Source organism: Streptomyces cyaneofuscatus, from assembly GCF_000718135.1.
Classification (GTDB): Bacteria; Actinomycetota; Actinomycetes; order Streptomycetales; family Streptomycetaceae; genus Streptomyces; species Streptomyces cyaneofuscatus.
In genome coordinates, this window is record NZ_JOEM01000018.1 from 128,143 (window position 1) to 148,220 (window position 20,078).

Annotated in this window: 20 protein-coding genes; 12 read left to right on the forward strand and 8 right to left on the reverse strand. The window is 73.7% G+C overall.

Annotated elements, in window-relative coordinates; genetic code table 11:
* On the forward strand, window positions 1-1,119 hold the full coding sequence (locus IF17_RS0127315; protein ID WP_030571170.1) for an acyltransferase family protein: 1,119 nt from the start codon (window positions 1-3) through the stop codon (window positions 1,117-1,119).
* Window positions 1,120-1,123: 4 nt separating this feature from the next.
* On the opposite strand, the gene IF17_RS0127320 is transcribed toward IF17_RS0127315, so the two are convergent.
* From IF17_RS0127320 to IF17_RS0127335, 4 genes are all read right to left on the reverse strand, one after another.
* A complete protein-coding gene (locus IF17_RS0127320) occupies window positions 1,124-1,492 on the reverse strand; it encodes an SCO5918 family protein (RefSeq protein WP_051884138.1) in 369 nt (122 codons plus the stop codon).
* Between the two features lie 92 nt (window positions 1,493-1,584).
* Window positions 1,585-3,156: a DEAD/DEAH box helicase gene (locus IF17_RS0127325; protein WP_030571177.1), complete on the reverse strand. Its 1,572-nt coding sequence runs from the start codon at window positions 3,154-3,156 to the stop codon at window positions 1,585-1,587.
* A 245-nt stretch (window positions 3,157-3,401) separates the two neighbouring features.
* Window positions 3,402-3,605, reverse strand: a complete 204-nt coding sequence (locus tag IF17_RS0127330; protein ID WP_015609674.1) for a cold-shock protein — start codon at window positions 3,603-3,605, stop codon at window positions 3,402-3,404.
* 333 nt (window positions 3,606-3,938) lie between these two features.
* A complete protein-coding gene (locus IF17_RS0127335) occupies window positions 3,939-4,265 on the reverse strand; it encodes a MerR family transcriptional regulator (RefSeq protein WP_030571179.1) in 327 nt (108 codons plus the stop codon).
* Window positions 4,266-4,671: 406 nt separating this feature from the next.
* On the opposite strand from IF17_RS0127335, the gene IF17_RS0127340 reads away from it, so the two are divergent.
* From IF17_RS0127340 to IF17_RS0127360, 5 genes are all read left to right on the forward strand, one after another.
* Window positions 4,672-5,289, forward strand: coding sequence for a hypothetical protein (locus tag IF17_RS0127340; protein WP_032772661.1), 618 nt, complete (start codon window positions 4,672-4,674; stop codon window positions 5,287-5,289).
* 10 nt (window positions 5,290-5,299) lie between these two features.
* Complete coding sequence (locus IF17_RS0127345; RefSeq protein WP_032772662.1) at window positions 5,300-5,914, forward strand: hypothetical protein; 615 nt, start codon at window positions 5,300-5,302, stop codon at window positions 5,912-5,914.
* A complete protein-coding gene (locus IF17_RS0127350) occupies window positions 5,911-7,218 on the forward strand; it encodes an MAB_1171c family putative transporter (RefSeq protein ID WP_030571188.1) in 1,308 nt (435 codons plus the stop codon). Before IF17_RS0127345 ends, IF17_RS0127350 begins: the two co-directional genes overlap by 4 nt.
* Window positions 7,215-7,805 carry a hypothetical protein gene (locus IF17_RS0127355; protein WP_030571191.1) on the forward strand — a complete coding sequence of 197 codons (591 nt, stop codon included), beginning with the start codon at window positions 7,215-7,217 and terminating at the stop codon, window positions 7,803-7,805. Before IF17_RS0127350 ends, IF17_RS0127355 begins: the two co-directional genes overlap by 4 nt.
* Before the next feature lie 162 nt (window positions 7,806-7,967).
* Entirely contained in the window at window positions 7,968-9,074 is a 1,107-nt protein-coding gene (locus IF17_RS0127360) for an NAD-dependent epimerase/dehydratase family protein (protein ID WP_032772663.1), read from the forward strand.
* A 33-nt stretch (window positions 9,075-9,107) separates the two neighbouring features.
* Here IF17_RS0127360 and IF17_RS0127365 read toward each other — a convergent pair whose 3' ends face one another.
* The 3 genes from IF17_RS0127365 to IF17_RS0127375 all read right to left on the reverse strand — a co-directional run bounded on the left by IF17_RS0127365 (window position 9,108) and on the right by IF17_RS0127375 (window position 12,810).
* Window positions 9,108-10,634 (reverse strand): ParB/Srx family N-terminal domain-containing protein, encoded by a 1,527-nt coding sequence (locus IF17_RS0127365; RefSeq protein ID WP_030571196.1) that lies wholly within the window; start codon window positions 10,632-10,634, stop codon window positions 9,108-9,110.
* 159 nt (window positions 10,635-10,793) lie between these two features.
* Complete coding sequence (locus IF17_RS0127370) at window positions 10,794-11,900, reverse strand: sensor histidine kinase (protein WP_030571199.1); 1,107 nt, start codon at window positions 11,898-11,900, stop codon at window positions 10,794-10,796.
* Window positions 11,893-12,810, reverse strand: coding sequence for a response regulator transcription factor (locus tag IF17_RS0127375; protein WP_030571202.1), 918 nt, complete (start codon window positions 12,808-12,810; stop codon window positions 11,893-11,895). Before IF17_RS0127375 ends, IF17_RS0127370 begins: the two co-directional genes overlap by 8 nt.
* Before the next feature lie 124 nt (window positions 12,811-12,934).
* On the opposite strand from IF17_RS0127375, the gene IF17_RS0127380 reads away from it, so the two are divergent.
* The 3 genes from IF17_RS0127380 to IF17_RS1000000140280 are packed head-to-tail and all read left to right on the forward strand — an operon-like array spanning window position 12,935 to window position 15,296.
* On the forward strand, window positions 12,935-13,711 hold the full coding sequence (locus IF17_RS0127380) for a glycosyltransferase family 2 protein (RefSeq protein ID WP_078616059.1): 777 nt from the start codon (window positions 12,935-12,937) through the stop codon (window positions 13,709-13,711).
* Window positions 13,708-14,394, forward strand: coding sequence for a TIGR04282 family arsenosugar biosynthesis glycosyltransferase (locus tag IF17_RS01000000136720; RefSeq protein WP_051884139.1), 687 nt, complete (start codon window positions 13,708-13,710; stop codon window positions 14,392-14,394). Before IF17_RS0127380 ends, IF17_RS01000000136720 begins: the two co-directional genes overlap by 4 nt.
* Window positions 14,391-15,296 (forward strand): class I SAM-dependent methyltransferase, encoded by a 906-nt coding sequence (locus IF17_RS1000000140280; protein WP_076967172.1) that lies wholly within the window; start codon window positions 14,391-14,393, stop codon window positions 15,294-15,296. The genes IF17_RS01000000136720 and IF17_RS1000000140280 overlap by 4 nt, the downstream gene beginning before the upstream one ends.
* A gap of 388 nt (window positions 15,297-15,684) precedes the next feature.
* Here IF17_RS1000000140280 and IF17_RS0127395 read toward each other — a convergent pair whose 3' ends face one another.
* Window positions 15,685-16,983: a molybdopterin-dependent oxidoreductase gene (locus tag IF17_RS0127395; protein WP_030571212.1), complete on the reverse strand. Its 1,299-nt coding sequence runs from the start codon at window positions 16,981-16,983 to the stop codon at window positions 15,685-15,687.
* Window positions 16,984-17,245: 262 nt separating this feature from the next.
* On the opposite strand from IF17_RS0127395, the gene IF17_RS0127400 reads away from it, so the two are divergent.
* The 3 genes from IF17_RS0127400 to IF17_RS0127410 all read left to right on the forward strand — a co-directional run bounded on the left by IF17_RS0127400 (window position 17,246) and on the right by IF17_RS0127410 (window position 20,030).
* Window positions 17,246-18,715, forward strand: coding sequence for a hypothetical protein (locus tag IF17_RS0127400; protein ID WP_030571213.1), 1,470 nt, complete (start codon window positions 17,246-17,248; stop codon window positions 18,713-18,715).
* A 120-nt stretch (window positions 18,716-18,835) separates the two neighbouring features.
* Window positions 18,836-19,084: a hypothetical protein gene (locus IF17_RS0127405; protein WP_030571215.1), complete on the forward strand. Its 249-nt coding sequence runs from the start codon at window positions 18,836-18,838 to the stop codon at window positions 19,082-19,084.
* An 85-nt stretch (window positions 19,085-19,169) separates the two neighbouring features.
* Window positions 19,170-20,030, forward strand: coding sequence for a GNAT family N-acetyltransferase (locus IF17_RS0127410; RefSeq protein WP_030571218.1), 861 nt, complete (start codon window positions 19,170-19,172; stop codon window positions 20,028-20,030).
* Window positions 20,031-20,078 lie beyond the last annotated feature (48 nt).

Consider the following 20,078-nt stretch of genomic DNA (forward strand, 5'->3'; position numbering starts at 1 on the left):
ATGCCTTCCCCCCTCACCTCCGAGCAGCCGCGCCCCACCGCCGCCGCCGGAACCCCGGAGACCGGAAAGCCGGAGACCGGAAAGCCGACGACCGGAAAGCCGCCCGACGACGGCCGCGACCACTTCTTCGACAACGCGAAATACCTGGCGATCGTCCTGGTGGCGGTCGGGCACGCGTGGGAGCCGCTGCCGAGCGGGCGGCTGGTGGAAGCCGCGTACACCCTGATCTACACCTTCCACATGCCGGTGTTCATCCTGATCGCGGGCTACTTCTCGCGCGGTTTCGAGCTGCGGCCGGACCGGGTGTGGAAGCTGATCACCAGCCTGCTGGTGCCGTATCTGATCTTCGAGCTCCTCTACACGGCCTTCCACCGCCTCACCCGCGACCCGGAGCTCCCGCTGTCGCTGCTGGAGCCCTACTGGCTGCTGTGGTTCCTGCCCGCGCTGTTCTTCTGGCGGCTCTCCACCCCCATCTGGCAGGCGGTCCGCGCCCCGGTGCTGGTCTCGCTCGCCGTCGCCGCCGTGGCGACCGTGTCACCCGCCGCCGACGGGGCCCTGCCCCTCCAGCGCATCCTGCAGTTCATGCCGTTCTACGTGCTGGGGCTGCGGCTGGGACCGGAGCACTTCGCGGCTCTGCGGCGTACGTGGGTACGCGTCGTCTCCGTACCGGTCTTCGCGCTCGGGCTGCTGGTCGCGTACTGGCTGGTGCCCCGCACGTCGACCTCGTGGTTCTTCCGGAAGAACAGCGCCCAGGAGATGGACACCGTCGGGTGGGCCGGGCCGGTGGCCACGCTCCTGCTGTTCGCGGCGGCCGTCGTGCTGGGCGCCTGCTTCCTGGCCTGGGTGCCCAGGGGGCGCAGCTGGATGACGGCGCTCGGCACCTGCACGCTGTACGGGTACCTGCTGCACGGCTTCGTCGTCCGGGGCCTGCGCAACGGGGGCTTCTACGAGCAGCCGTTCTTCGACACCACGCTGGGCACGGTCACCGTCACCGCCGGCGCGGCCGTCATGGTGACCGCTCTGTGCACCCCGTACGTACGGAGCCTGCTGCGGCCGCTGCTGGAGCCCCGCCTGGAGTGGGCCCGGCAGCGGCCGCCGAAGGCAACCCCTGCCGGGTGACCGCTCAGAGGCTGTCGGAACCCTGCGCGGGACCCGGTGCCGGGGCGGGGGCCGGAGCCGCGACCGCCGGGGTGCCCAGGAGCGCGGACGCCGTCTCCAGCGGGGTGCGGGCGGCAGCGGCGGCCGGGGCGGGCGCCGTCTCGGCCGTACGGCAGGTGAAGCCGAGCTTCGAGAGCGCCCGGACGACCTCGGCGGAGGAGAAGTCACGCCGGTCCTGCCGGGTGATCACCTCGCCGACCTGCTTGACCGGGTAGACACGGCGGCTGATGACCACCGCGTCCCCGGTGACGGGTTCGGGCTTGATGCCCTTCATCGAGTCCTCGACCTCGTTCTTGAACAGATCGAAGGGGAAGCGGGCGATGACACAGCGCATGGGTCCTCAACAGGGTCGAGTGGCTCGGGGGGCCGCACGGCGGAGCCGTACGGGGAGGGTGGCGGCGCGCGTGCGCCGCCACCCCGCGCGGGCTACGCGGCGCGGTTGGACCGGCGCATCGCGGCGGCCGCACGCGCCTCCGGCGTCGGCACGGCCGGACCACGGCCGCGACGGGCCGGGGCCCCGCCGCCGCGCTTGGTGCCACGCCCCATGAACGCGCCGCCACCGCCGCGGCCGGAGCGCTCCTTGGGCGGGGAGGTGATGACGACCGGGACGCCCGAGGGCGTCTGCGCGCCGGTGATCCGGCTCAGCTCGGCCTCGCCGGAGCGGACCTGGGCGATCTGCGGGGTGATCCCGGCGTCCGCCATCAGGCGGGTCATCTCGCGGCGCTGGTTGGGCAGCACCAGCGTGACGACGCTGCCGGACTCCCCGGCCCGGGCGGTACGGCCGCCGCGGTGCAGGTAGTCCTTGTGGTCGCTCGGCGGGTCCACGTTGACGACCAGGTCGAGGTTGTCGACGTGGATGCCACGCGCCGCGACATTGGTCGCGACCAGGACCGTGACGTGCCCGGTCTTGAAGCGCTCCAGGGTGCGGGTGCGCTGCGGCTGGGACTTGCCGCCGTGCAGCGCGGCCGCCCGGACCCCGCTGTGCAGCAGGTGGTCGGTGAGCTTGTCCACCGCGTGCTTGGTGTCCAGGAACATGATCACGCGCCCCTCGCGGGCGGCGATCTCCGTGGTCGTGGCGTACTTGTCGGCGCCCTGGACGTAGAGCACGTGGTGCTCCATCGTCGTGACGGCACCGGCGGCCGGGTCGACGGAGTGGACGACCGGGTCGTTGAGGTAGCGCTTGACGAGCAGGTCGACGTTGCGGTCGAGCGTCGCCGAGAAGAGCATCCGCTGCCCCTCCGGGTTCACCTGGTCGAGCAGCTCGGTGACCTGCGGCATGAAGCCCATGTCGGCCATCTGGTCGGCCTCGTCGAGGACGGTGATGGTGACCCGGTCCAGCCGGCAGTCGCCGCGCTCGATGAGGTCCTTGAGCCGGCCCGGCGTGGCGACGACGACTTCGGCGCCGCCGCGCAGCGCGCTGGCCTGGCGGCCGATGGACATGCCGCCCACGACGGTGGCGATGCGGAGCTTGAGCGACCGGGCGTACGGGGTGAGCGCGTCGGTGACCTGCTGGGCCAGCTCCCGCGTGGGGACGAGCACCAGGGCGAGCGGACGCTTGGCGTCGGCGCGGCGGCCCTCGGTACGGGCCAGCAGGGCGAGGCCGAAGGCGAGGGTCTTGCCCGAGCCGGTGCGGCCACGGCCGAGCACGTCACGGCCGGCCAGCGAGTTCGGCAGGGTGGCCGCCTGGATCGGGAACGGGACGGTCATGCCCTCGGCGACGAGCGCCGCCTTGAGCGTGGCGGGCATCTCCAGCTCGCCGAAGGTCTCGGCGGCGGGCAGCGCCGGGGTGATGGTCACCGGCAGGGCGAACTCGCCCTTCAGCGCCGAGCTGCGACGACTGGAGCCACCGGAGCGCTTGGGGCCGCCACCGAACCCGGCGGCGCGGCGCTCGCCACCGCCGGAGTAGCGGGGGGCGCCGCCGCTGCGGGCGCCGGAGGGGCCGCCGGAGCGGGTGCGGGCGAATCGGTCGTTCGAGCGGGGGGTACGTTCGCGGTTCATGCAGAACCTTTCCTCGATGGGGCACGTATCGAGGGATTCTTTTTCGGGAAGCGGCCGTGAACGGCACCCAGAATCGCAAGAACGAGCCGATGAAATGACAAAGGGGAGCGAAGCCCGGCCGCCGGGAATCAGTGCACCGGACGCGGCTTCGTCAGGGGGCGCGCTCGGCGGGCCCCGGAAACAGCAACGAGCTGGGGCCCGCACCCCAAGGTGCGGGCCCCAGCTGCGCAGAACTACCTGAGCGATCAGGCGGGGGTGATGTTCTCGGCCTGCGGGCCCTTCTGGCCCTGCGTGACGTCGAAGTTCACCTTCTGGCCCTCCTGCAGCTCGCGGAAGCCGGAGGCGGCGATGTTGGAGTAGTGGGCGAAGACGTCAGCGCCGCCGCCGTCCTGCTCGATGAAGCCGAAGCCCTTTTCCGCGTTGAACCACTTCACGGTGCCAGTAGCCATGTCATATCTCCTTAGGGGAGGGGCAGTGCCCGTGGGCCCACACTGTGCGGACCCCACGTCGCCGCGATGATTACCCCGTCCGGAAGAACACCGGAAATACAAAAGCGCACCTACCGACATCGAGTCGGCTGATGCACTTGAAGTTTTTGGGAACCACAACTGCAACTGAGATCAACAGTAGCACGGCAGCACCGGAAGACGCTGAACGGAATATCACTCGGCATGGCGGAACAAAATCGCGGAAGAAAAAGCCTCATCGCGCATTGCGTGAAATTCTGTGCTGGCGAATGCAGATATGTTCCGGGCGCCGGGCGCGGGCGGCCCCGGGCGGGCTCAGCGGTCCGCGCCGCCGCGCAGCTCCTCGTTGAGGCGGAGCGCCTCTTCGAGCTGGTCCTCCAGGATGACGATGCGGCAGGCGGCCTCGACGGGCGTGCCGGCGTCGACCAGCTCGCGGGCGCGGGCGGCGATGCGCAACTGGTAGCGGGAGTAACGGCGGTGGCCGCCCTCGGAGCGCAGCGGCGTGATCAGCCGGGCCTCACCGATCGCCCGCAGGAAACCCGGCGTCGCCCCGATCATCTCGGCGGCGCGCCCCATCGTGTAGGCGGGGTAGTCGTCGTCGTCGAACCGGTCGATGGCGTGCGAGGGGGTCTCCGGGGGCATCTGCACCTCTTCTGTCACGCATGACCGAGGGCCCGGGGGCGCCGTACGCCTGCGGGGTGCCCCTCTGCTGCGTACCGCTGTTTCACCTGACTGCACAAGAAACCCTAATCGCCCGGGAAGGACATGTCTATCGCGGCCGGAACAGGTTTCGGCCACCGGCGGCGGGGCGATGGCCGACATGCCGATGGAACTGACCGACTGGTCAGTTGTCGTCGGGCGGACCGCGGGGCCATAATGCAGGCGTAGCCCTTCACGCATCCCCCGTCGTGAAGGGCTACACCCCTGTCCGGAGACGGTTCCGGGGCTGCCCGGAGACGGTCGCCGGGGGCGTCGGCCATCACGGGCAAGGGACTCCCCTCGTGGTCCCCTGCCCGTGTTTTTTCGAGTTAACAGTGACGTAGAGTGTTTGCGCAAGCTCAGTTCCGACTCCGAGGTGAGCATGGAGGCCCGGATGACCACGGTCGACGGTGACGAACCCGGTACGGAACGGAACGAAACGCCCGAGCCGGCCGGGCCGCCCCCGCTGAACTCGCTGCGGGAAAAGGTCGAGTACATGGTCGAGAAGACCTTCCCCGGCCAGAAGATCTCGGGCCGGGTCTTCGCGGAGCTGGTGCGGGAGCGCGGCGGATCCCTCTCGCACAGCTACTTCTCCAACATCCTCGCCGGCAAGGTCACCCAGCCGTCGGAGGAGATCCTCAAGGCCCTGGGGCTGGGGTTCGGCGTCGACTGGCGCTTCTTCAAGGAGGAGTCCGAGGTCGTCGACGACGTCGTGGCGGGGCTCCAGTTCCTGGCCAAGCGGCGGACCGGGGAGATCAGCGGGGTGGCGGGACGGGGGCTGGACGACGAGGGGCTCCCGCCGGAGCTGCTGCAGTTCGCGCTCTCCCTGCTGGAGGACGCGGCGCGGGACAGCTCGCGGCAGGACAGCCCGCAGGGCAGCCCGCACGGCAGCCCGCAGGGGCGAGCGGGCGAGAGCTCGGGGGAGAGGTCGGGGGAGAGGTCGCCGAACCGCCCGCAGGGCACGTAGCGTCGGTGTCATGTCCCTGCGGAAGCTGCGCAAAGAGTGCGAGGCACAGCTCGCCGACCTGCCCATCCCGGCCCCGTTCTCGCTGACCGGTCTGGTCGCCAACATGGAGGCGGCGCGCGGCCGCACCATCCGGCTCCACGAGATGCCCGACCGGCTCGTCCGCGTCAACGCCGCCTGCGGGCTGCGCCTGAAGGCCGGGGACACCAGCCTCGTCCTCTACCGCCGCAGGCCGACCGCGTACCAGACCGAGCACGTCATCCTGCACGAGCTCTGCCACGAGTGGTTCGACCACGGGACGACCCTCGACGCCGAGCAACTGCGCACGCTGCTCCCGGTCTTCGACACCTCGCTGATCGCCCGGATGATCTCCCCCGAGGCCGCCGCGTCCTTCGCCTCCGGCGGCTCCACCGTGCAGGCCCGCGCGCAGTACGCCACCCACGACGAACGCATGGCCGAATTCGGTGCCTCCCTGATCCCCCGGATGGCGCGGGACCTCACCACCGATGACATGGTGGGGCGGCTGACCGACTCCCTGTCCCGCCCGGTGGCCCACCGCCGACGCGGACCGTTCCCCCTGATCTCCCGGATCCGCCGGATCCCCAAGACCCCCCGGAAACCGCTGTGACCCCCCTCGATCTCGCCGGCTACCTGATAGCCGGCCTGATGACAGCCGTTGCCCTGTGGCGTATGCCCGCTGCCCTGTGGGGAGACGAGGAGGACCGCAGACGGCGGGCCCTGTGGGGCTGCTACGCCGGGTTCGCGATCGCCCTGTGGACGAAGACCGAGGCGGTGCGCACCGGACTCAACAACAGTGCCGTCACCGATCTCGCCGTCCTCATCAAGCACTACACCGCGACGGTGGCGATTCTGGCCATCCTCAGCTACATCGTCGCCATCTACGGCAGCTACCCCGAGGCGGGCACCGTCCCCCGCCACGTACGGTTCGCCCGGCTGGTCCAGCAGGTCGCGGCGAAGGCCTCCGTGGCGACGCTGATCCTGCTGACCGTCCTCTTCTTCACCGTGGTCGACCGCTCGGTCCCCTCCGACCGCTTCGTCTCCGACCACGCCGGCGAGTGGGGCGCCACGCTCTACATGAGCGTCTTCTACCTCTACCTCGGCGCCGCCTCCGCCGTCTGCGCCTTCCAGTGGGCGCTGGCCACAGCCGACGCGCACCGCCGCCATCTGCGCATCGGGCTCGGGATGATGACGTTCGCGATGTTCATCGGCGTCGGTTACACGGTCAGCCGGACCCTGTTCCTCTGGGTCAGCGTGGTGGACGAGCCCAGCGAGGCGTTCGCCCTCCGCTTCGACCAGGTGACCGAGGCGGCGCAGCTGGTCCTCTTCGCCTTCTTCGCCCTCGGCGCGTCCGTCCCCGCCTTCAGCACCGGCGCACGCCGGGTGCGGCTGTGGCGGGCCCAGGTCCGGCTGCACGCCCTCTGGTACGAGCTGATGGCGTCCTTCCCCGACCAGCCCTTCGATCCGCCCGCCTCCCTGCCCCGGGAGCTCACCCGGTTCAGCGCCCCGGCCGACCTGCGCATCGACCGCTGGGCCGCCGACATCGCGGACGCGGTGGAGAAGCTGCGCCATTACGTCCCCGACGAGCTGGTGGCCGCGTCCGAGGAGGCCGCCGCCCGGGACGCCGCCGACACCCGCCGGGCGGCGGCGCTCGGCGACGCGTACTGGATCCGGGCCGCCCTGCTGGCCAAGGAGTCCGGCGCGCCCGCGGGCCCCGCCGCCGCGGTCGCCGCCCAGCAGGCCGCCGACCAGGACGGCGAGGTGGCCCGGCTGGAGCGGGTCGCCGCCGCGTACCGGACGGTCACGGTGGAGCGCGCCCGCGAGGTGCTCGTGGCGGCGACCACCCGTACAGCGGAGACGACGCGTACATCGGAGACCGCCCGTACATCGGAGACGACGGAGCAGACCTCATGAGCACCACCACCACCGCCGAGCACACCACCCTCGCGCGGACCGTCACCGACGTGCTCCAGCCCCGCAACGCCCTGCTGGCCGGGATGCTCGGCATCGGGCTCGCCGCGGCGGGCGACTGGACCGGGCTGCTCTGGGGGTTCCTCGGGGCGCTCTGCGCCGGGCTGATCCCGGCCGGGTACATCGAGTGGGAGCGCGGACGCGGCACCTGGGGCGACCGCCATGTCGTGGACCGTACGAAACGGGCCCCGATCTTCTTCGTCATCCTCGGCTCCATCGGGGCGGGTTCGGTGGTGATGGTCCTCGGGAACGCGCCGGGCGGCATCCTCGTCGCGATGCTCGCGCTCTGGGTGATGACGATCGGGCTGCTGGCCGTCAACACGGTGTGGAAGATCTCGGTCGACTCGGCGGTGGCCTCGGCGGTGGTGGCCCTGCTCGCGGTCGTGCACTCCCCGTGGTGGCTGGCCGCGTACACGCTGACGGTCGCCGTCTGCTGGTCGCGGGTGGCCCTCGGCTACCACACGGTCGCGCAGACCGTGGCGGGTGCGGCGCTGGGGGCGGCGACGACGGTGGCGTACGCGTTCGGCTGAGCCGTCGCCTCCCGTGCGCCTTCGGCTGGGCGTTCCCCTCCCGTACGCGCGGCCGGGCGCCCGGCCTCCCCGTACGCCCCGGCGCGCGGCAGTCCTTACGGTCCCGTGACACGGGTGCGCCGCGCACCGCCCGGCGGTCGCCTCGCCCCTAGCGTGGCCGCCATGCGCGTACTGGTCACCGGCGGAGCCGGGTTCATCGGGTCACATATCGTCGCCGCACTCGCCGCGGCCGGGCACGAGAGCGTGGTGCTGGACGCCCTGCTCCCCTCGGCCCACCCCGGCGCCACGGTCCCCGAGATCCCCGGGGCCCGGCTGGTCGTCGGGGATGTCCGGGACCGGGAGGCGGTGGCGGGGGCGCTCGCCGGGGTCGACGCGGTCTGCCACCAGGCGGCGATGGTGGGCCTGGGCAAGGACTTCGCGGACGCGCCGCTGTACGTGGGGTGCAACGACCTGGGTACGGCGGTGCTGCTGGCCGAGATGGCCGCCGCCGGGGTGCGGGACCTGGTGCTGGCCGGGTCGATGGTGGTCTACGGCGAGGGCCGCTACGACTGCCCGCACCACGGCACGGTCCGGCCCGGCCCGCGCCCGGAGGCCGGGCTGCGGGCGGGGAGCTTCGAGCCCCACTGCCCGGACTGCGGTACGGAGTTGGTGCCGGGCCTGGTCTCCGAGGACGCGCCCGCCGACCCGCGCAACGTGTACGCCGCCACCAAGCTCGCCCAGGAACACCTGGCCGCCGCGTGGGCCCGGGCGACGGGGGGCCGGGCGGTGTCCCTGCGCTACCACAACGTGTACGGGCCGGGGATGCCGCGCGACACCCCGTACGCCGGGGTCGCCTCGTTCTTCCGCTCGGCCCTGGCGCGCGGCGAGGCGCCCCGGGTCTACGAGGACGGGCGCCAGCGCCGCGACTTCGTCCACGTCCGCGATGTCGCGGCGGCCAACGCGGTGGCCCTGGAGGCGGTACGGGAGCGCCGGGCCGCTTCGTTCACCGCGTACAACTGCGGCAGCGGCGAGCCGCACACGATCGGCGAGATGGCCACGGCATTGGCGGCCGCGCACGGCGGGCCGGAGCCGGTGGTGACCGGGGAGTACCGTCTCGGCGACGTACGCCATGTCACGGCGGACTCGCTGCGGCTGCGCGAGGAGCTGGGGTGGCGGCCGGGGGTCGGCTTCGCGGCGGGGATGGCGGAGTTCGCGCGGGCCGGGCTGCGGGGGGCCGAAGCCTCTCGGATCGCGGCGGCGCCCCAGCCCGTGGGGGCTGAGGCGCCGTAGGAACAGGCCGGGTGAGCCTGGGTCAGCGCGGGCTCACACCCCGGCGCACTGCCCCGTGCGCGGGCCGTGGACCTCGTTGGCCCGGCCCGTGGTGTCCGGTGCCGGAAGGTTGCCGGAGCACGCCACGGGACCGGTGACCTTGTTGGCGGCGAGCAGGACGCCCCCGGTGTTGCCGGTCAGGACGACGGCCCCGGTAACCGCGTTGGCGGTGCAGCCCGGGCCGCCCAGCCGGACGGGTCCGGTCGTACGGCTGATGGCCAGCGGCCCGGTGACGCCCGACCCGCACACGTGGACCGCGGCGGCGCGGTCGGACTGGAGCGGGCCCTGAAGCGTGGAGCCGGTCAGCACGAGGGCGGCGCCGGCGCGGACGGTGACCGGGCCGCGCAGGGCGGCGCGGTCGACGCAGGTGACGCCGCTCGTGACGGTGAGCGGGCCGTTGCGCACGCCGGTGATCTTCGTGGTGCAGGCGGGGGCGCGCAGCACCCGGGACTTGTAGTCGAGGGCCTCGGCGAGCTTGCCCGGCTTGGCGTCCGTCAGGGGCTTGCTCAGCTTGGCGAACTCCCCGCCCGTCTCCTTCTTGCCGCCGTTCCACTCCGCGATCCGGCCCAGCTGGGCGGCGGTCCTCCCGTCGTCGACGACCGCGTCCGGGGCGAGCGCGGCCATGGACTTCGAGGCGCTCTTGACCAGGTCGAGGTACGGGCCGGGGGAGGTCAGGTCGTACGCGGCCGTGTCGTGCTCCCCGCGCAGCCAGGAGCCCCACGAGAACTCCAGGAACTCGGTCGCCCCGTCCGGGACTTCGTAACCGATGTCGCGCGTGAAGTAGACGAGGCTGCGGTACGGGTCGTCGCGGAAGTTGGTGACCCCCAGCCGGTCCGGCAGCTGGTCCACGGCCAGCGGCTTGTTGTTCTCGTCGCGCAGCCAGACCTTCTTCTCGGCGGTCATGCGCTGCCAGAAGGCGGTGGTGGAGAGGGAGCTGAAGTTGTCGGTGACGCGGAGGCGGATCGGCAGCCGGGCGGAGCCGTCGGGGCCCTCCAGGAAGGACGTCAGGGTGTGGTGCCCGTCGGTGAGGTAGAGCTTCCCGCCGGGGCCGATGACGGCCGTCTTCATCGGTGCGACGGACTTCTCGGTCTCCTGGCCGAGCGGCACGGTGCAGGTGAAGCTCGCCGGGTCGTCCAGCCGGGCGCCGGGGCTCACCGAGGCGGCCTCGCCCTGGCCGTTGGTCTCGCACCAGTCGTCGAAGCGCTTGTTGAAGCCGCCCGCCGCCTCGTCCCGGTCGCCGCCGTACCGGCCGAGCTTGTAGAAGACCTGGTCGAAGCCGAGTACGGCCTGGGTCGGGTGGAGTTCGCCGAGGGTGACGTCGATCAGATCGCCCGGCTGGGCGCAGGCGCGCGGCAGCGGCCCGCTCCCGGCGCACGCCCCCGCACCGCCCGCGCCCCCGGCGCTACCGGGGCTCGCCGCGACCGCCCCGGTGGAGGCGCCGACGACGACCGTGCCCGCCGCCAGCACTCCGGCCAGCAGCCGGGCCCCGCGCCGGGGCAGGCCGGTACTCGCTCTGTTCATGACGTCCTCTCCCCACACCCGTACGCGTTCTTCGCTGGAAAGATCGCAAGGCGCGGCGACGCCCGTACGGACGGGGCATGAACGGGTGATGACGCTGTCATGCCACGGCGGGACCGGGGGCCGGACCGGACCGACCGGACCAGGCCGAGCGCCCGACCCTCACACCGCCGGGAGCGTGACCGAGAAGCAGCAGCCGCCCTGGACGTTGCGGACCTCGGCGCGCCCGGCGTGCGCCTCCACGATGCCGCGCACGATGGCCAGGCCCAGGCCCGCGCCGGCCGGGGGCGTACGGGCGTGGCTGCCGCGCCAGCCGGTGTCGAAGACGCGGGGCAGGTCCTCCTCCGGGATGCCGCCGCAGCCGTCGGTCACCGACAGCACGACCCCGCCGTCCGAACGGTGCGCAGACAGGGCCACCGTGCCGTCGGCCGGGGTGCGGCGGATGGCGTTGATCAGAAGATTGCCCAGCACCCGGCTCATCTCCTTGCCGTCCACCTCCACCGGCACCGCCTCGATCCGGTCGCCCACCAGTCGCACCCCGCGTTCGCGCGCCAGCGGTCCGGCCCCGGCCAGTGCGTCGTCGACCAGGTCGTAGAGGGAGATCCGGGCCGGGGCGAGGGTGAGGGAGCCGGCGTGGATGCGGGAGAGTTCGAAGAGGTCCCCGACCATGCCGTTCATGCGCTCCACCTCGGTCCGTATCTGCCGCAGATAGCGCCCTGAGTCGGGGGCCATGCCGTCCTCCAGCGCCTCGGCCATCGCCCGCAGCCCCGCCAGCGGCGTGCGCAGATCGTGCGAGATCCAGGCGACGAGTTCGCGCCGCGAGCTCTCCAGGGCCCGCTCGCGCTCCCGTGAGCTGTCCAGCTTGGCGCTGGTGGCGGCCAGCTCGCGGGTGAGCGCGGCCAGTTCGGCGGTTGGCTGCCCCGCAGGCGCCGCGAAGGTGCCGCCTTCGCCGAACGACCTTGCGGCCAGGGTCAGTTCACGGCTGCGGGCGGCGACCCAGCGGCCCAGGAGTACGGCGGTGGCGAGGGAGACCACGGCGGCCATGGCGACGACGGTCGTGACGACGTACAGGTCGTGCGAGGACAGGAACATCGCCCAGGCGACCGTCAGCGTCCCGGCGAGCATCGCGGTGACGGCCACCCCGGCGACGACGGTCACCGAGACGACCAGCGAGCGGTGCCGCAGGAGGCGCAGGACGAGCGCGCCAAGCAGCCCGGCGGCAGCCGCACCGAGAAAGGCGAACAGCGCGATGAGGAAGAGGTCACGCACGGCCTGCTCCCTCCGTACGGCCGGTGGCCTCCGCGACCGCCGTGGCGGCCGTGACCGCCGCCGCCTCCGTGGCGTCCGCGACCTCGGTGGCCTCCGTGACCGCCGCGTCCTCCGCGACCTCGGTGGCCTCCGTGACCCCCGCGTCCTCCGCGACCTCGGTGGCCGCCCCGTCGCCCGGGAGGTCCAGCCGGTACCCCACCCCCCACACCGTGCGGATCAACCGGGGCCGAGCCGGGTCCTGTTCGACCTTGCCGCGCAGCCTGCGGATGTGGACGGTCACCGTGGACAGGTCGCCGAAGTCCCAGCCCCACACCTCCCGCATCAGCTCCTCCCGGCCGAACGCCCGGCCAGGATGCCGGAGAAGGAAGGCGAGCAGGTCGAACTCCCGCAGTGTCAGGGCGAGTCCCACGCCGTCGCGGGACGCGCTGCGGGCCACCGGGTCCAGCCGCAGCCCGGCGCCCGACAGCGGCCGGGCCCCCTCGGCGGCGGGCGCTCCGGCCCCGGCGCGGCGCAGCACGGACTCGACCCGGAGCACCAGTTCGCGCGGGCTGAACGGCTTGGTGACGTAGTCGTCGGCCCCGGTCTCCAGGCCGAGGATGCGGTCCTCCTCGTCCCCGCGCGCGGTCAGCATGATGACCGGCACCGGCCCGTGCGCGCGCATCCGGCGGCACACCTCGAACCCGTCCATGGCGGGCAGCATCAGGTCCAGGACGACGAGGTCGGGCCGGGCCGCCGCGAACCGTTCCAGGGCGGCCGGCCCGTCCCCCGCCCGCTCGACGGCGAACCCGGCGCGGTGCAGATAGCCGACGACGACCTCGGCCACGGTCGGGTCGTCGTCCACGACGAGGACCCGGCCCCGCGCGGCGGCGGGAGCGAGGGCGTGCGGCGGGGCGAGCGGGGTGTTCTCCATGCCGTCCACCTTCGCACCGCGCTCCGGCGCGCCGCAGAGCCGTGCGCCGCCATCCGGCCGACGTCCATGTTTCGTAAGAACCTGAAGACCGGAATGTCGGAGTTGTCTCCGTAGGGTGAGGCGGGTGACCGATTCCTCTGCCGCCCTTCCCGATGCCACCGTCCCGCCCACCGCTTCCCGGAGAGCCGTCCCGAGGGCCGACATCGTCCTGCCCTGCCTGGACGAGGCGGCCGCCCTGCCCTGGGTGCTCGACCGGATTCCCGACGGCTGGCGCGCGATCGTCGTCGACAACGGGTCGACCGATGGTTCGGCCGAGCTCGCCCGTTCCCTCGGCGCGCACGTCGTCACGGAGGAGCGGCGCGGGTTCGGCGCGGCCTGCCATGCCGGACTGCTGGCCGCCGAGGCCGAGTTCGTCTGCTTCTGCGACTGCGACGGCTCGCTGGACCCCGCGTTGCTGGCCGGGTTCGTCCGGCGGATCGCGGACGGCGAGTGCGATCTGCTGCTGGGCCGCCGCCGCCCGGAGAGCCGGGGCGCCTGGCCGCCGCACGCGCGCGCGGGCAACCTGGCGCTCGCCCGCATGCTCCGCCGCCGTACGGGGCTGCGCCTGCACGACCTCGGCCCGCTGCGGGCGGCCCGCCGCGCCGACCTGCTGTCCCTGGACCTCACCGACCGGCGCAGCGGCTACCCGCTCCAGATGGTGGTCCGGGCCTCGGACGCCGGGCTGCGGGTCGCCGAGACCGATGTCCCGTACCGGCCGCGTACGGGAAAGTCGAAGGTGACCGGTACCTGGCGCGGCACCTGGCACGCGGTACGCGACATGCGCGGCGTCCTGCGCGAGCCACCGGCGGACCGGGCGCATGCGCCGGCGCCCGCCCCGAGCGGAACGGGGGCCGCCCGATGAGCGCGTACGGACCCACCGGCACCACCCCGTACGGACCCGACGAGCCCACGGAGCTGCTGGTCATCGCGAAGGAGCCGGTGCCCGGCCGGGTCAAGACCCGGCTCTGTCCGCCCTTCTCCCCCGCCGAGGCCGCCGAGCTGGCCGCCGCCGCGCTCGCGGACACCCTGGAGACCGTGCTCGCCCTCCCCGCCCGGCGGCGCGTCCTGGTCCTCGAAGGGCGGCCGGGCCCCTGGGTGCCGCCGGGCGTCGAGGTGGTCCCGCAGAGCGCGGGCGGGCTGGACGAGCGGCTCGCGGCGGCCTTCGGGAGGTGTACCGGGCCGGCCCTCCTGGTCGGCATGGACACCCCGCAGATCACCCCGGCCCTGCTCGCCCCGGCCCTCGTCCCGGACGCCTGGGAGGGCTGCGACGCCTGGTTCGGCCCCGCCGAAGACGGCGGCTTCTGGGCGCTGGGCCTCGCGCAACCCGATCCCGCCCTGCTCCGGGGGGTGCCCATGTCCGTCCCGGAGACCGGTGCGGTGCAGCGGCGCCGGCTGGTGGAGGCCGGCCTCGCGGTACGGGACCTGCCGGTCCTCCTCGACGTCGACACCGCGTCCGACGCGCACCGGGTGGCGGCCGACGCCCCCGGCGGCCGGTTCGCCGCGGTGCTCGGCCGGCTGACCGGGGCGGGGGCGGGAGTGCGATGAGCACGATGCTGCCACCGTCGTCATCCGGAACGTCGTCGTCCCGGACCGCCACGCAGAAGACCCGGGAGACCGCCGACGCCCTTGAGGCCGACCGGCCCACCGGACCCCGCGCCAGGGCCGACGCCCGCTCCGGCGCCGAAGCCCGTACCGCCCCCTGGGGCACCGACCCGTACGCCAACGCCCTGCGCAACGGACGCGGCCCGCTCTTCCTCCGCCGCAGCGACGGCTGGCTGCTGCCCCTGGAGGTCGAGCGCTGGTGCTCCGACGCGGGCGCCGCCGACCTCTCCGCGCTGCACCGGTGCGAGGGCCCGGTGCTGGACATCGGCTGCGGCCCCGGGCGGCTGGTCGCGGAGCTGACCGCGCTGGGCCACCGGGCGCTCGGCATCGACGTCAGTGAGGCGGCCGTCGCCCGGACCCGGCGCATCGGCGGCTCCGCCCTGCTCCGCAGCGTTTTCGATCCGCTCCCCGGGGAGGGCCGTTGGGGCACCCTGCTCCTCGTCGACGGCAACATCGGCATCGGCGGCGACCCCGCTGCCCTGCTGGACCGCGCGGCCGACCTCCTCTCCACCGGCGGGCTGCTCATCGCGGAGACGTCACCGCTCGACATCGACGAACGCGTCCAGGTCCGCCTGGACGACGGCCGGCGCGCGCCCGCGGAGAAGGCCGGCCCGGCGGACCGGCCGTTCCCCTGGGCGCGGATCGGCACGCCGGCGCTGCTGCGGTACGCCGGCGCGTGCGGCTGGCGTCCGGCCGATCAGTGGAGCGCGGAGGGGCGGTCCTTCGTCGCGCTGCGCCGCCCGCGCCCCCGGCCGGCCGTACGGGAGCGGAGCGCGCGGACCAGCAGCCAGAACGCGGAGAGCGCGAACAGCGCGCCGGTGATCAGCAGCCAGTTGGAAAGGTAGAGGTCCGGGGAGGTGCCGGAGGCGGCCACGTACCGCCGCTCGGTCCGCCGCGTGATCAACGGGAACCAGATCAGCAGGAGCAGCCCGGAGAGGAACACCGGTACGCGGACGAAGTTGACCAGGTCCCGCCGTGGCCCGAGCGCCGCGCGCAGGGCCCGGTCGGCCCCCGCGTACACCGGGAGCAGCACCAGATCGTGCAGCACCGCCGATCCGGCGAACCAGAGCAGGACGCCGAGGGTGTCGCCGTCCAGCAGGCGTACGCCCGCGTATCCGGCCAAGCAGAAGGTGGCCGCCAGCAGAAGCAGGTGCAGGGGGCCCTCGCCGTACCACCGGCGTACGAGGCGGCGTACGGAGAGACGCGGGCGGCGGGGTGCGGTCGGCGTGGACATCACAGTTCTCCGAACGTCAGGGTCTCGACCCACTTGGTGTTCAGCACCCCGGGCGCGGCGGGCACGATGATCCGGGCCGGGTAGCCGTGGTCGGGCGACAGCGGCGCGCCGTTGACCTCCAACGCCAGCAGCGAGCGCCCGTCGCGGACCTGGTTGCCCCGGAGCGCGGCCTTGCGGAACGAGCCGCTGCGCTGCAACGACTCCACGAACAGGTCCGGCGGGCTGTCCGGGTACCCGGCGAGCGCCGCCAGGTCCGACAGCCGCACCCCGCGCCAGAGCTGGTCCGAGGTCGACCAGCCCTCCACACAGGCGATCGGGAGCGCCGCGGTGTGCTGCTCCATCGCCAGCAGTTCGGTCCGGGAGAAGCGGAGTTCGCCGACCGGCCCCCGTACCGTCAGCCGCCAGCGCTCGCCGGTGTCGGCGGGGGTGATCCGGACGGCGGCGGCCGTCTTGTTGACCTGGAAGGCGTTCGGGCCCGGCCCCTGGTCCGTACCGCCGCGCGGGGTGAGGAGCGCGATGCGGCGCAGCGGTCCGTCGAAGCTGCGCCCGGCCGAGGTGATCAGCAGGAGCAGGGACCCGGCCCCGACCATGACGAGGGCGCCGCGCCGGGAGAGGGTGGCGGGCAGCGGGTCGGGGGCGGCGAGGGTGTCCGGCTCGCCGCGCCGGATGCCGCCGCTCCGCAACACCCGTACGGCCTGCGGCAGCTTCAGCGCCACATGGGTGACGAACCCGGCGAGGAAGACCCAGGCCCCGTAGAAGTGCAGGGTGTAGAAGGAGCCCGGGAAGAGGTAGTCCAGCTGGATGTTGAGCAGCCCGGTGAGGAACTGGAACAGCGCCCCGCCCACGAGGAGCAGCACCGAGAGCCGCTCCAGCGCGTGCCCCACCGACCGGGCGGGCGGCAGCGCGAACAGCCGCGGGACCACCGACCAGAGCTTCGCCAGCAGCACGGGTACGAGCACGATGCCGACGGTGACGTGCAGAGCCTGGGTCAGCCGGTAGAGCCAGTGCGGTCCGGTCGGCCAGGCGAACAGGTAGAAGCCGAGCCACCCCTTGGCCGGGGTCTTGTCGTTGACCGGGTCCAGGTCCGGGTTGTACGCGGCGTACGAGAGCAGGCCGGTGACGAACACCAGGGTGAGCCCCACGAGCAGCACGACACCGAGCACGGCGGTGAAGCGTGCCCCGCGCACCGGGCTGCGCCAGAAGCCGGGATCGGCAGGCGTACGGAGGGCGGCGAGGCGGGCGGGAAGACGGTCGGTGAGACGGGCGGGGAGGGTGGGGATCCGGCGGCGTTCGGGCATGGGCCCGACGCTAGGCCGAGGACCCCGTGCGAAGGCGGCTGCGACTCCTGACGAAATTCTGACGTCGGGGCCCGCCGGACCTGGATGGCGGCCTGCCACCGGACGTGCGCCGGACCTGGACGCCCGCCACCGGGCGGGCGCGGAAACTGGATGGCGGCCTGCGGCCCGTGCGCGCACCGGGCGCGCGTGCCGGATCTGACGGTTCGGTGACGCGGCCCCGCCGTACCGCCGGAACTCGCCCCGGGGTGCATAGCGTGCCAGCGTGAAGACCGAACGTACCCCCCGTACGGAAACCGCCGAGGGAACGAGGCCGGGCTCCCCGGACACCCCGGACGCCCCGGACCCGCGGACGACCGACCCCGCCCCTGTCCCCGGGCACGCCGACCACCGCCCCGCCCACCGACGCGACCTGATCGCCGCCGCCCTCGCGGTCCTGCTCGTCACCGCCGCCATCCTCATCGGCCGGTACGTGCAGAACCGGACCGGCACCCTCCAGGTCCAGTGGCCGCCCCTCCTGGCCTCCTGGGACCCCCACCTCGGCCCCGGCACCCCGGCCGCGCTGACGATGGCCGTGCTGGTGATCGCGTACGGGCCGCCGCTCGCCGCCCGGCTGCCGTGGCGCGGGCTCCTCGCGGCGGCCTGGGCCGGGTCGACGGCCTGGGTCTTCTCGATGGCGCTGATCGACGGCTGGTACCGGGGCGTGGAGCGGCGCCTCACCACCAAGCACGAGTACCTGCGGGTCATCGACCGCTTCGACGACATCCCCGCCACCCTGCGCGGCTTCACCGACCACATCGTGATCGGCGAGCCCGGCAACTGGCCCGCCCATGTCGCCGGCCACCCGCCGGGCGCGACGCTGACCTTCGTCTGGCTGGACCGGATCGGGCTCGGCGGCGGGGCGTGGGCCGCCGTCTGGTGTGTCGTCGTGGGGAGTTCGGCGGTGCTGGCCGCCCTGATCACCGTGCGCGTGCTGGCCGGTGAGCGCCTGGCCCGGCGGGCGGCGCCCTTCCTGGTCCTCGCCCCGGCGGCCGTGTGGGCGGGCGTCTCGGCCGACGGTTACTTCGCCGCCGTCGCCGCCTGGTCGGTGGCGCTGCTCGCGCTGGCGGCGACGCGCCGGGTCCGCTTCCCGGGCTCGGCGGCGGTGGGCGGGGGCCTGCTGTTCGGGTGGACCTACTACCTCAGTTACGGGCTGGGGCTGATGGCGGCGGTCCTGCTCGCGGTCCTGGTGCTCGCGCGGACGGCCCGCCCGGTGGTCCCGTTCCTGCTGGGCGCGCTGGTGGTCCCGGCCGCCTTCACGCTCGCCGGGTTCAACTGGTGGACCGCGTACCACCTGCTGGTGGAGCGCTACTACCAGGGCGCGGGGGGCGTGCGCCCGTACGCGTACTGGGTCTGGGCCAACCTCGCCTGCGCCGTCCTCGCGGCGGGCCTGGCGGCGGTCGCCGGAGTACGCCGGAGCGCGTCGTACGCCCCCGGGGCCGTACGCGAGCTCCGTACGGGCACAGGGGCTCCCGCCCAGCGGCTCGCGCTGCTCGTCCTGGCGGCGCTGGTGGCGCTGCTCGCCGCCGACCTCTCCGGGATGAGCAAGGCGGAGACCGAGCGCATCTGGCAGCCGTTCCTGCTGTGGCTGCTGCCCGCCGCCGCCCTGCTGCCCGCCCGTACCGCACGGTACTGGCTGGTCGCGTCGGTGGTCCCGGCGCTGCTGATCAACCACCTGCTCTGGACGGGATGGTGAACGGGGTGATGAACGGCCGGTCGCCCGGGGCCGGTCCGTTTGCGGGGGCGGGGCGGACCCGGTTACGTGGAACGGGCGACTCCGGAACACCCCGCACCGCACCCCGTGGAGGTACCTCCGATGGCGAAGAAGAACCGTTCCGCACCCGCCAAGGGCCTGCGCGGCAGCAAGGTGGGGCTGGCGCTGAGCCTGGGCAGCAGCGCGCTCGCCGTCATCAGGGCCTCCAAGCAGGTGCGCCGGGCCAAGGGCTCGCACGACAAGCTGAACACCGCCGACGCGGTGGCGGGGATGCTGCCGCTGATCACCTCGGCCGCCCTGGTCCTGCGGCAGCTGCGCGGCCGGCGCCAGGAGAACCCGGAAACGGCGTGAGGGACCTCGAAGTCCTCGACAGGCATCACCCCGACGGCGTAACGACCGATCACTGAACGGCCCGCGCCCTGGGTACGTCTGTGCCGTGCCGAACCCTGTCGAGGACTTCGAGATCGCCGCGGCCAGCGCCGAGGACATCGTGACGCTGGGCGCCTGGGCCCATGAGGAGGGCTGGAACCCCGGCCTCACCGACGGCGGGGTCTTCTTCCCGACCGACCCCGGCGGATTCCTGATCGGCCGCCTCGGCGGTGCGCCGGTCACCTCCGTCTCCGTCGTGCGGTACGGCCCCGACCACGGCTTCCTGGGCTTCTACCTGACCCGCCCCCACCTGCGCGGCCAGGGCTACGGACTGCGCACCTGGCAGGCCGGGACGGCCCGGCTCGCCGGCCGCAACGTCGGGCTGGACGGGGTGCCGGCCCAGCAGGACAACTACCGCCGCTCGGGCTCCCGTACCTGCTGGAGCAACGCCCGGTACGAGGGCACCCCGCCGCCGGACATCGCACCGCCGCCCGGCACCTCGCTCGTCGACGCCCGGACCGTGCCGTTCGCGCAGCTCGCCGCGTACGACCGGCGGTTCTTCCCGGCACCCCGGGACGGCTTCCTGGCGGCCTGGATCACCGCCCCGGGCCGCACCGCGCTGGCGGCGGTCCGCGACGGGGAGCTCCAGGGCCTCGGGGTGGTGCGCGCCTGCCGGGCCGCCTCCCGGATCGGCCCGCTCTACGCCTCGTCCCCGCAGGTGGCGGCGGCCCTGGTGAGCGCGCTGGCGGCGACGCTGCCGGAGGGGGCGGTGGCCGTCGACGTACCGGACGTCAACCCGGCGGCCGTACGGCTCGCGGGCGAGCTGGGGCTGACGCCGTCGTTCGACACGGCGCGGATGTACACGGGCCCGGAGCCGGTGATCGACCGGGCCGGGTACTACGGCATCACGAGCCTGGAGCTGGGCTGAGCACCCCACTGGCCAGGGTGCTCACGTCCACCCCACTGGCCAGGGTGC

What these genes read in the sequence shown, in the direction of transcription:
- IF17_RS0127315 (WP_030571170.1), top strand. Translation starts at nt 1, where the DNA reads ATGCCTTCCCCCCTCACCTCCGAGCAGCCGCGCCCCACCGCCGCCGCC.
- IF17_RS0127320 (WP_051884138.1), bottom strand. Translation starts at nt 1,492, where the DNA reads ATGCGCTGTGTCATCGCCCGCTTCCCCTTCGATCTGTTCAAGAACGAG.
- IF17_RS0127325 (WP_030571177.1), bottom strand. Translation starts at nt 3,156, where the DNA reads ATGAACCGCGAACGTACCCCCCGCTCGAACGACCGATTCGCCCGCACC.
- IF17_RS0127330 (WP_015609674.1), bottom strand. Translation starts at nt 3,605, where the DNA reads ATGGCTACTGGCACCGTGAAGTGGTTCAACGCGGAAAAGGGCTTCGGC.
- IF17_RS0127335 (WP_030571179.1), bottom strand. Translation starts at nt 4,265, where the DNA reads ATGCCCCCGGAGACCCCCTCGCACGCCATCGACCGGTTCGACGACGAC.
- IF17_RS0127345 (WP_032772662.1), top strand. Translation starts at nt 5,300, where the DNA reads ATGTCCCTGCGGAAGCTGCGCAAAGAGTGCGAGGCACAGCTCGCCGAC.
- IF17_RS0127355 (WP_030571191.1), top strand. Translation starts at nt 7,215, where the DNA reads ATGAGCACCACCACCACCGCCGAGCACACCACCCTCGCGCGGACCGTC.
- IF17_RS0127360 (WP_032772663.1), top strand. Translation starts at nt 7,968, where the DNA reads ATGCGCGTACTGGTCACCGGCGGAGCCGGGTTCATCGGGTCACATATC.
- IF17_RS0127365 (WP_030571196.1), bottom strand. Translation starts at nt 10,634, where the DNA reads ATGAACAGAGCGAGTACCGGCCTGCCCCGGCGCGGGGCCCGGCTGCTG.
- IF17_RS0127375 (WP_030571202.1), bottom strand. Translation starts at nt 12,810, where the DNA reads ATGGAGAACACCCCGCTCGCCCCGCCGCACGCCCTCGCTCCCGCCGCC.
- IF17_RS01000000136720 (WP_051884139.1), top strand. Translation starts at nt 13,708, where the DNA reads ATGAGCGCGTACGGACCCACCGGCACCACCCCGTACGGACCCGACGAG.
- IF17_RS1000000140280 (WP_076967172.1), top strand. Translation starts at nt 14,391, where the DNA reads ATGAGCACGATGCTGCCACCGTCGTCATCCGGAACGTCGTCGTCCCGG.
- IF17_RS0127395 (WP_030571212.1), bottom strand. Translation starts at nt 16,983, where the DNA reads ATGCCCGAACGCCGCCGGATCCCCACCCTCCCCGCCCGTCTCACCGAC.
- IF17_RS0127405 (WP_030571215.1), top strand. Translation starts at nt 18,836, where the DNA reads ATGGCGAAGAAGAACCGTTCCGCACCCGCCAAGGGCCTGCGCGGCAGC.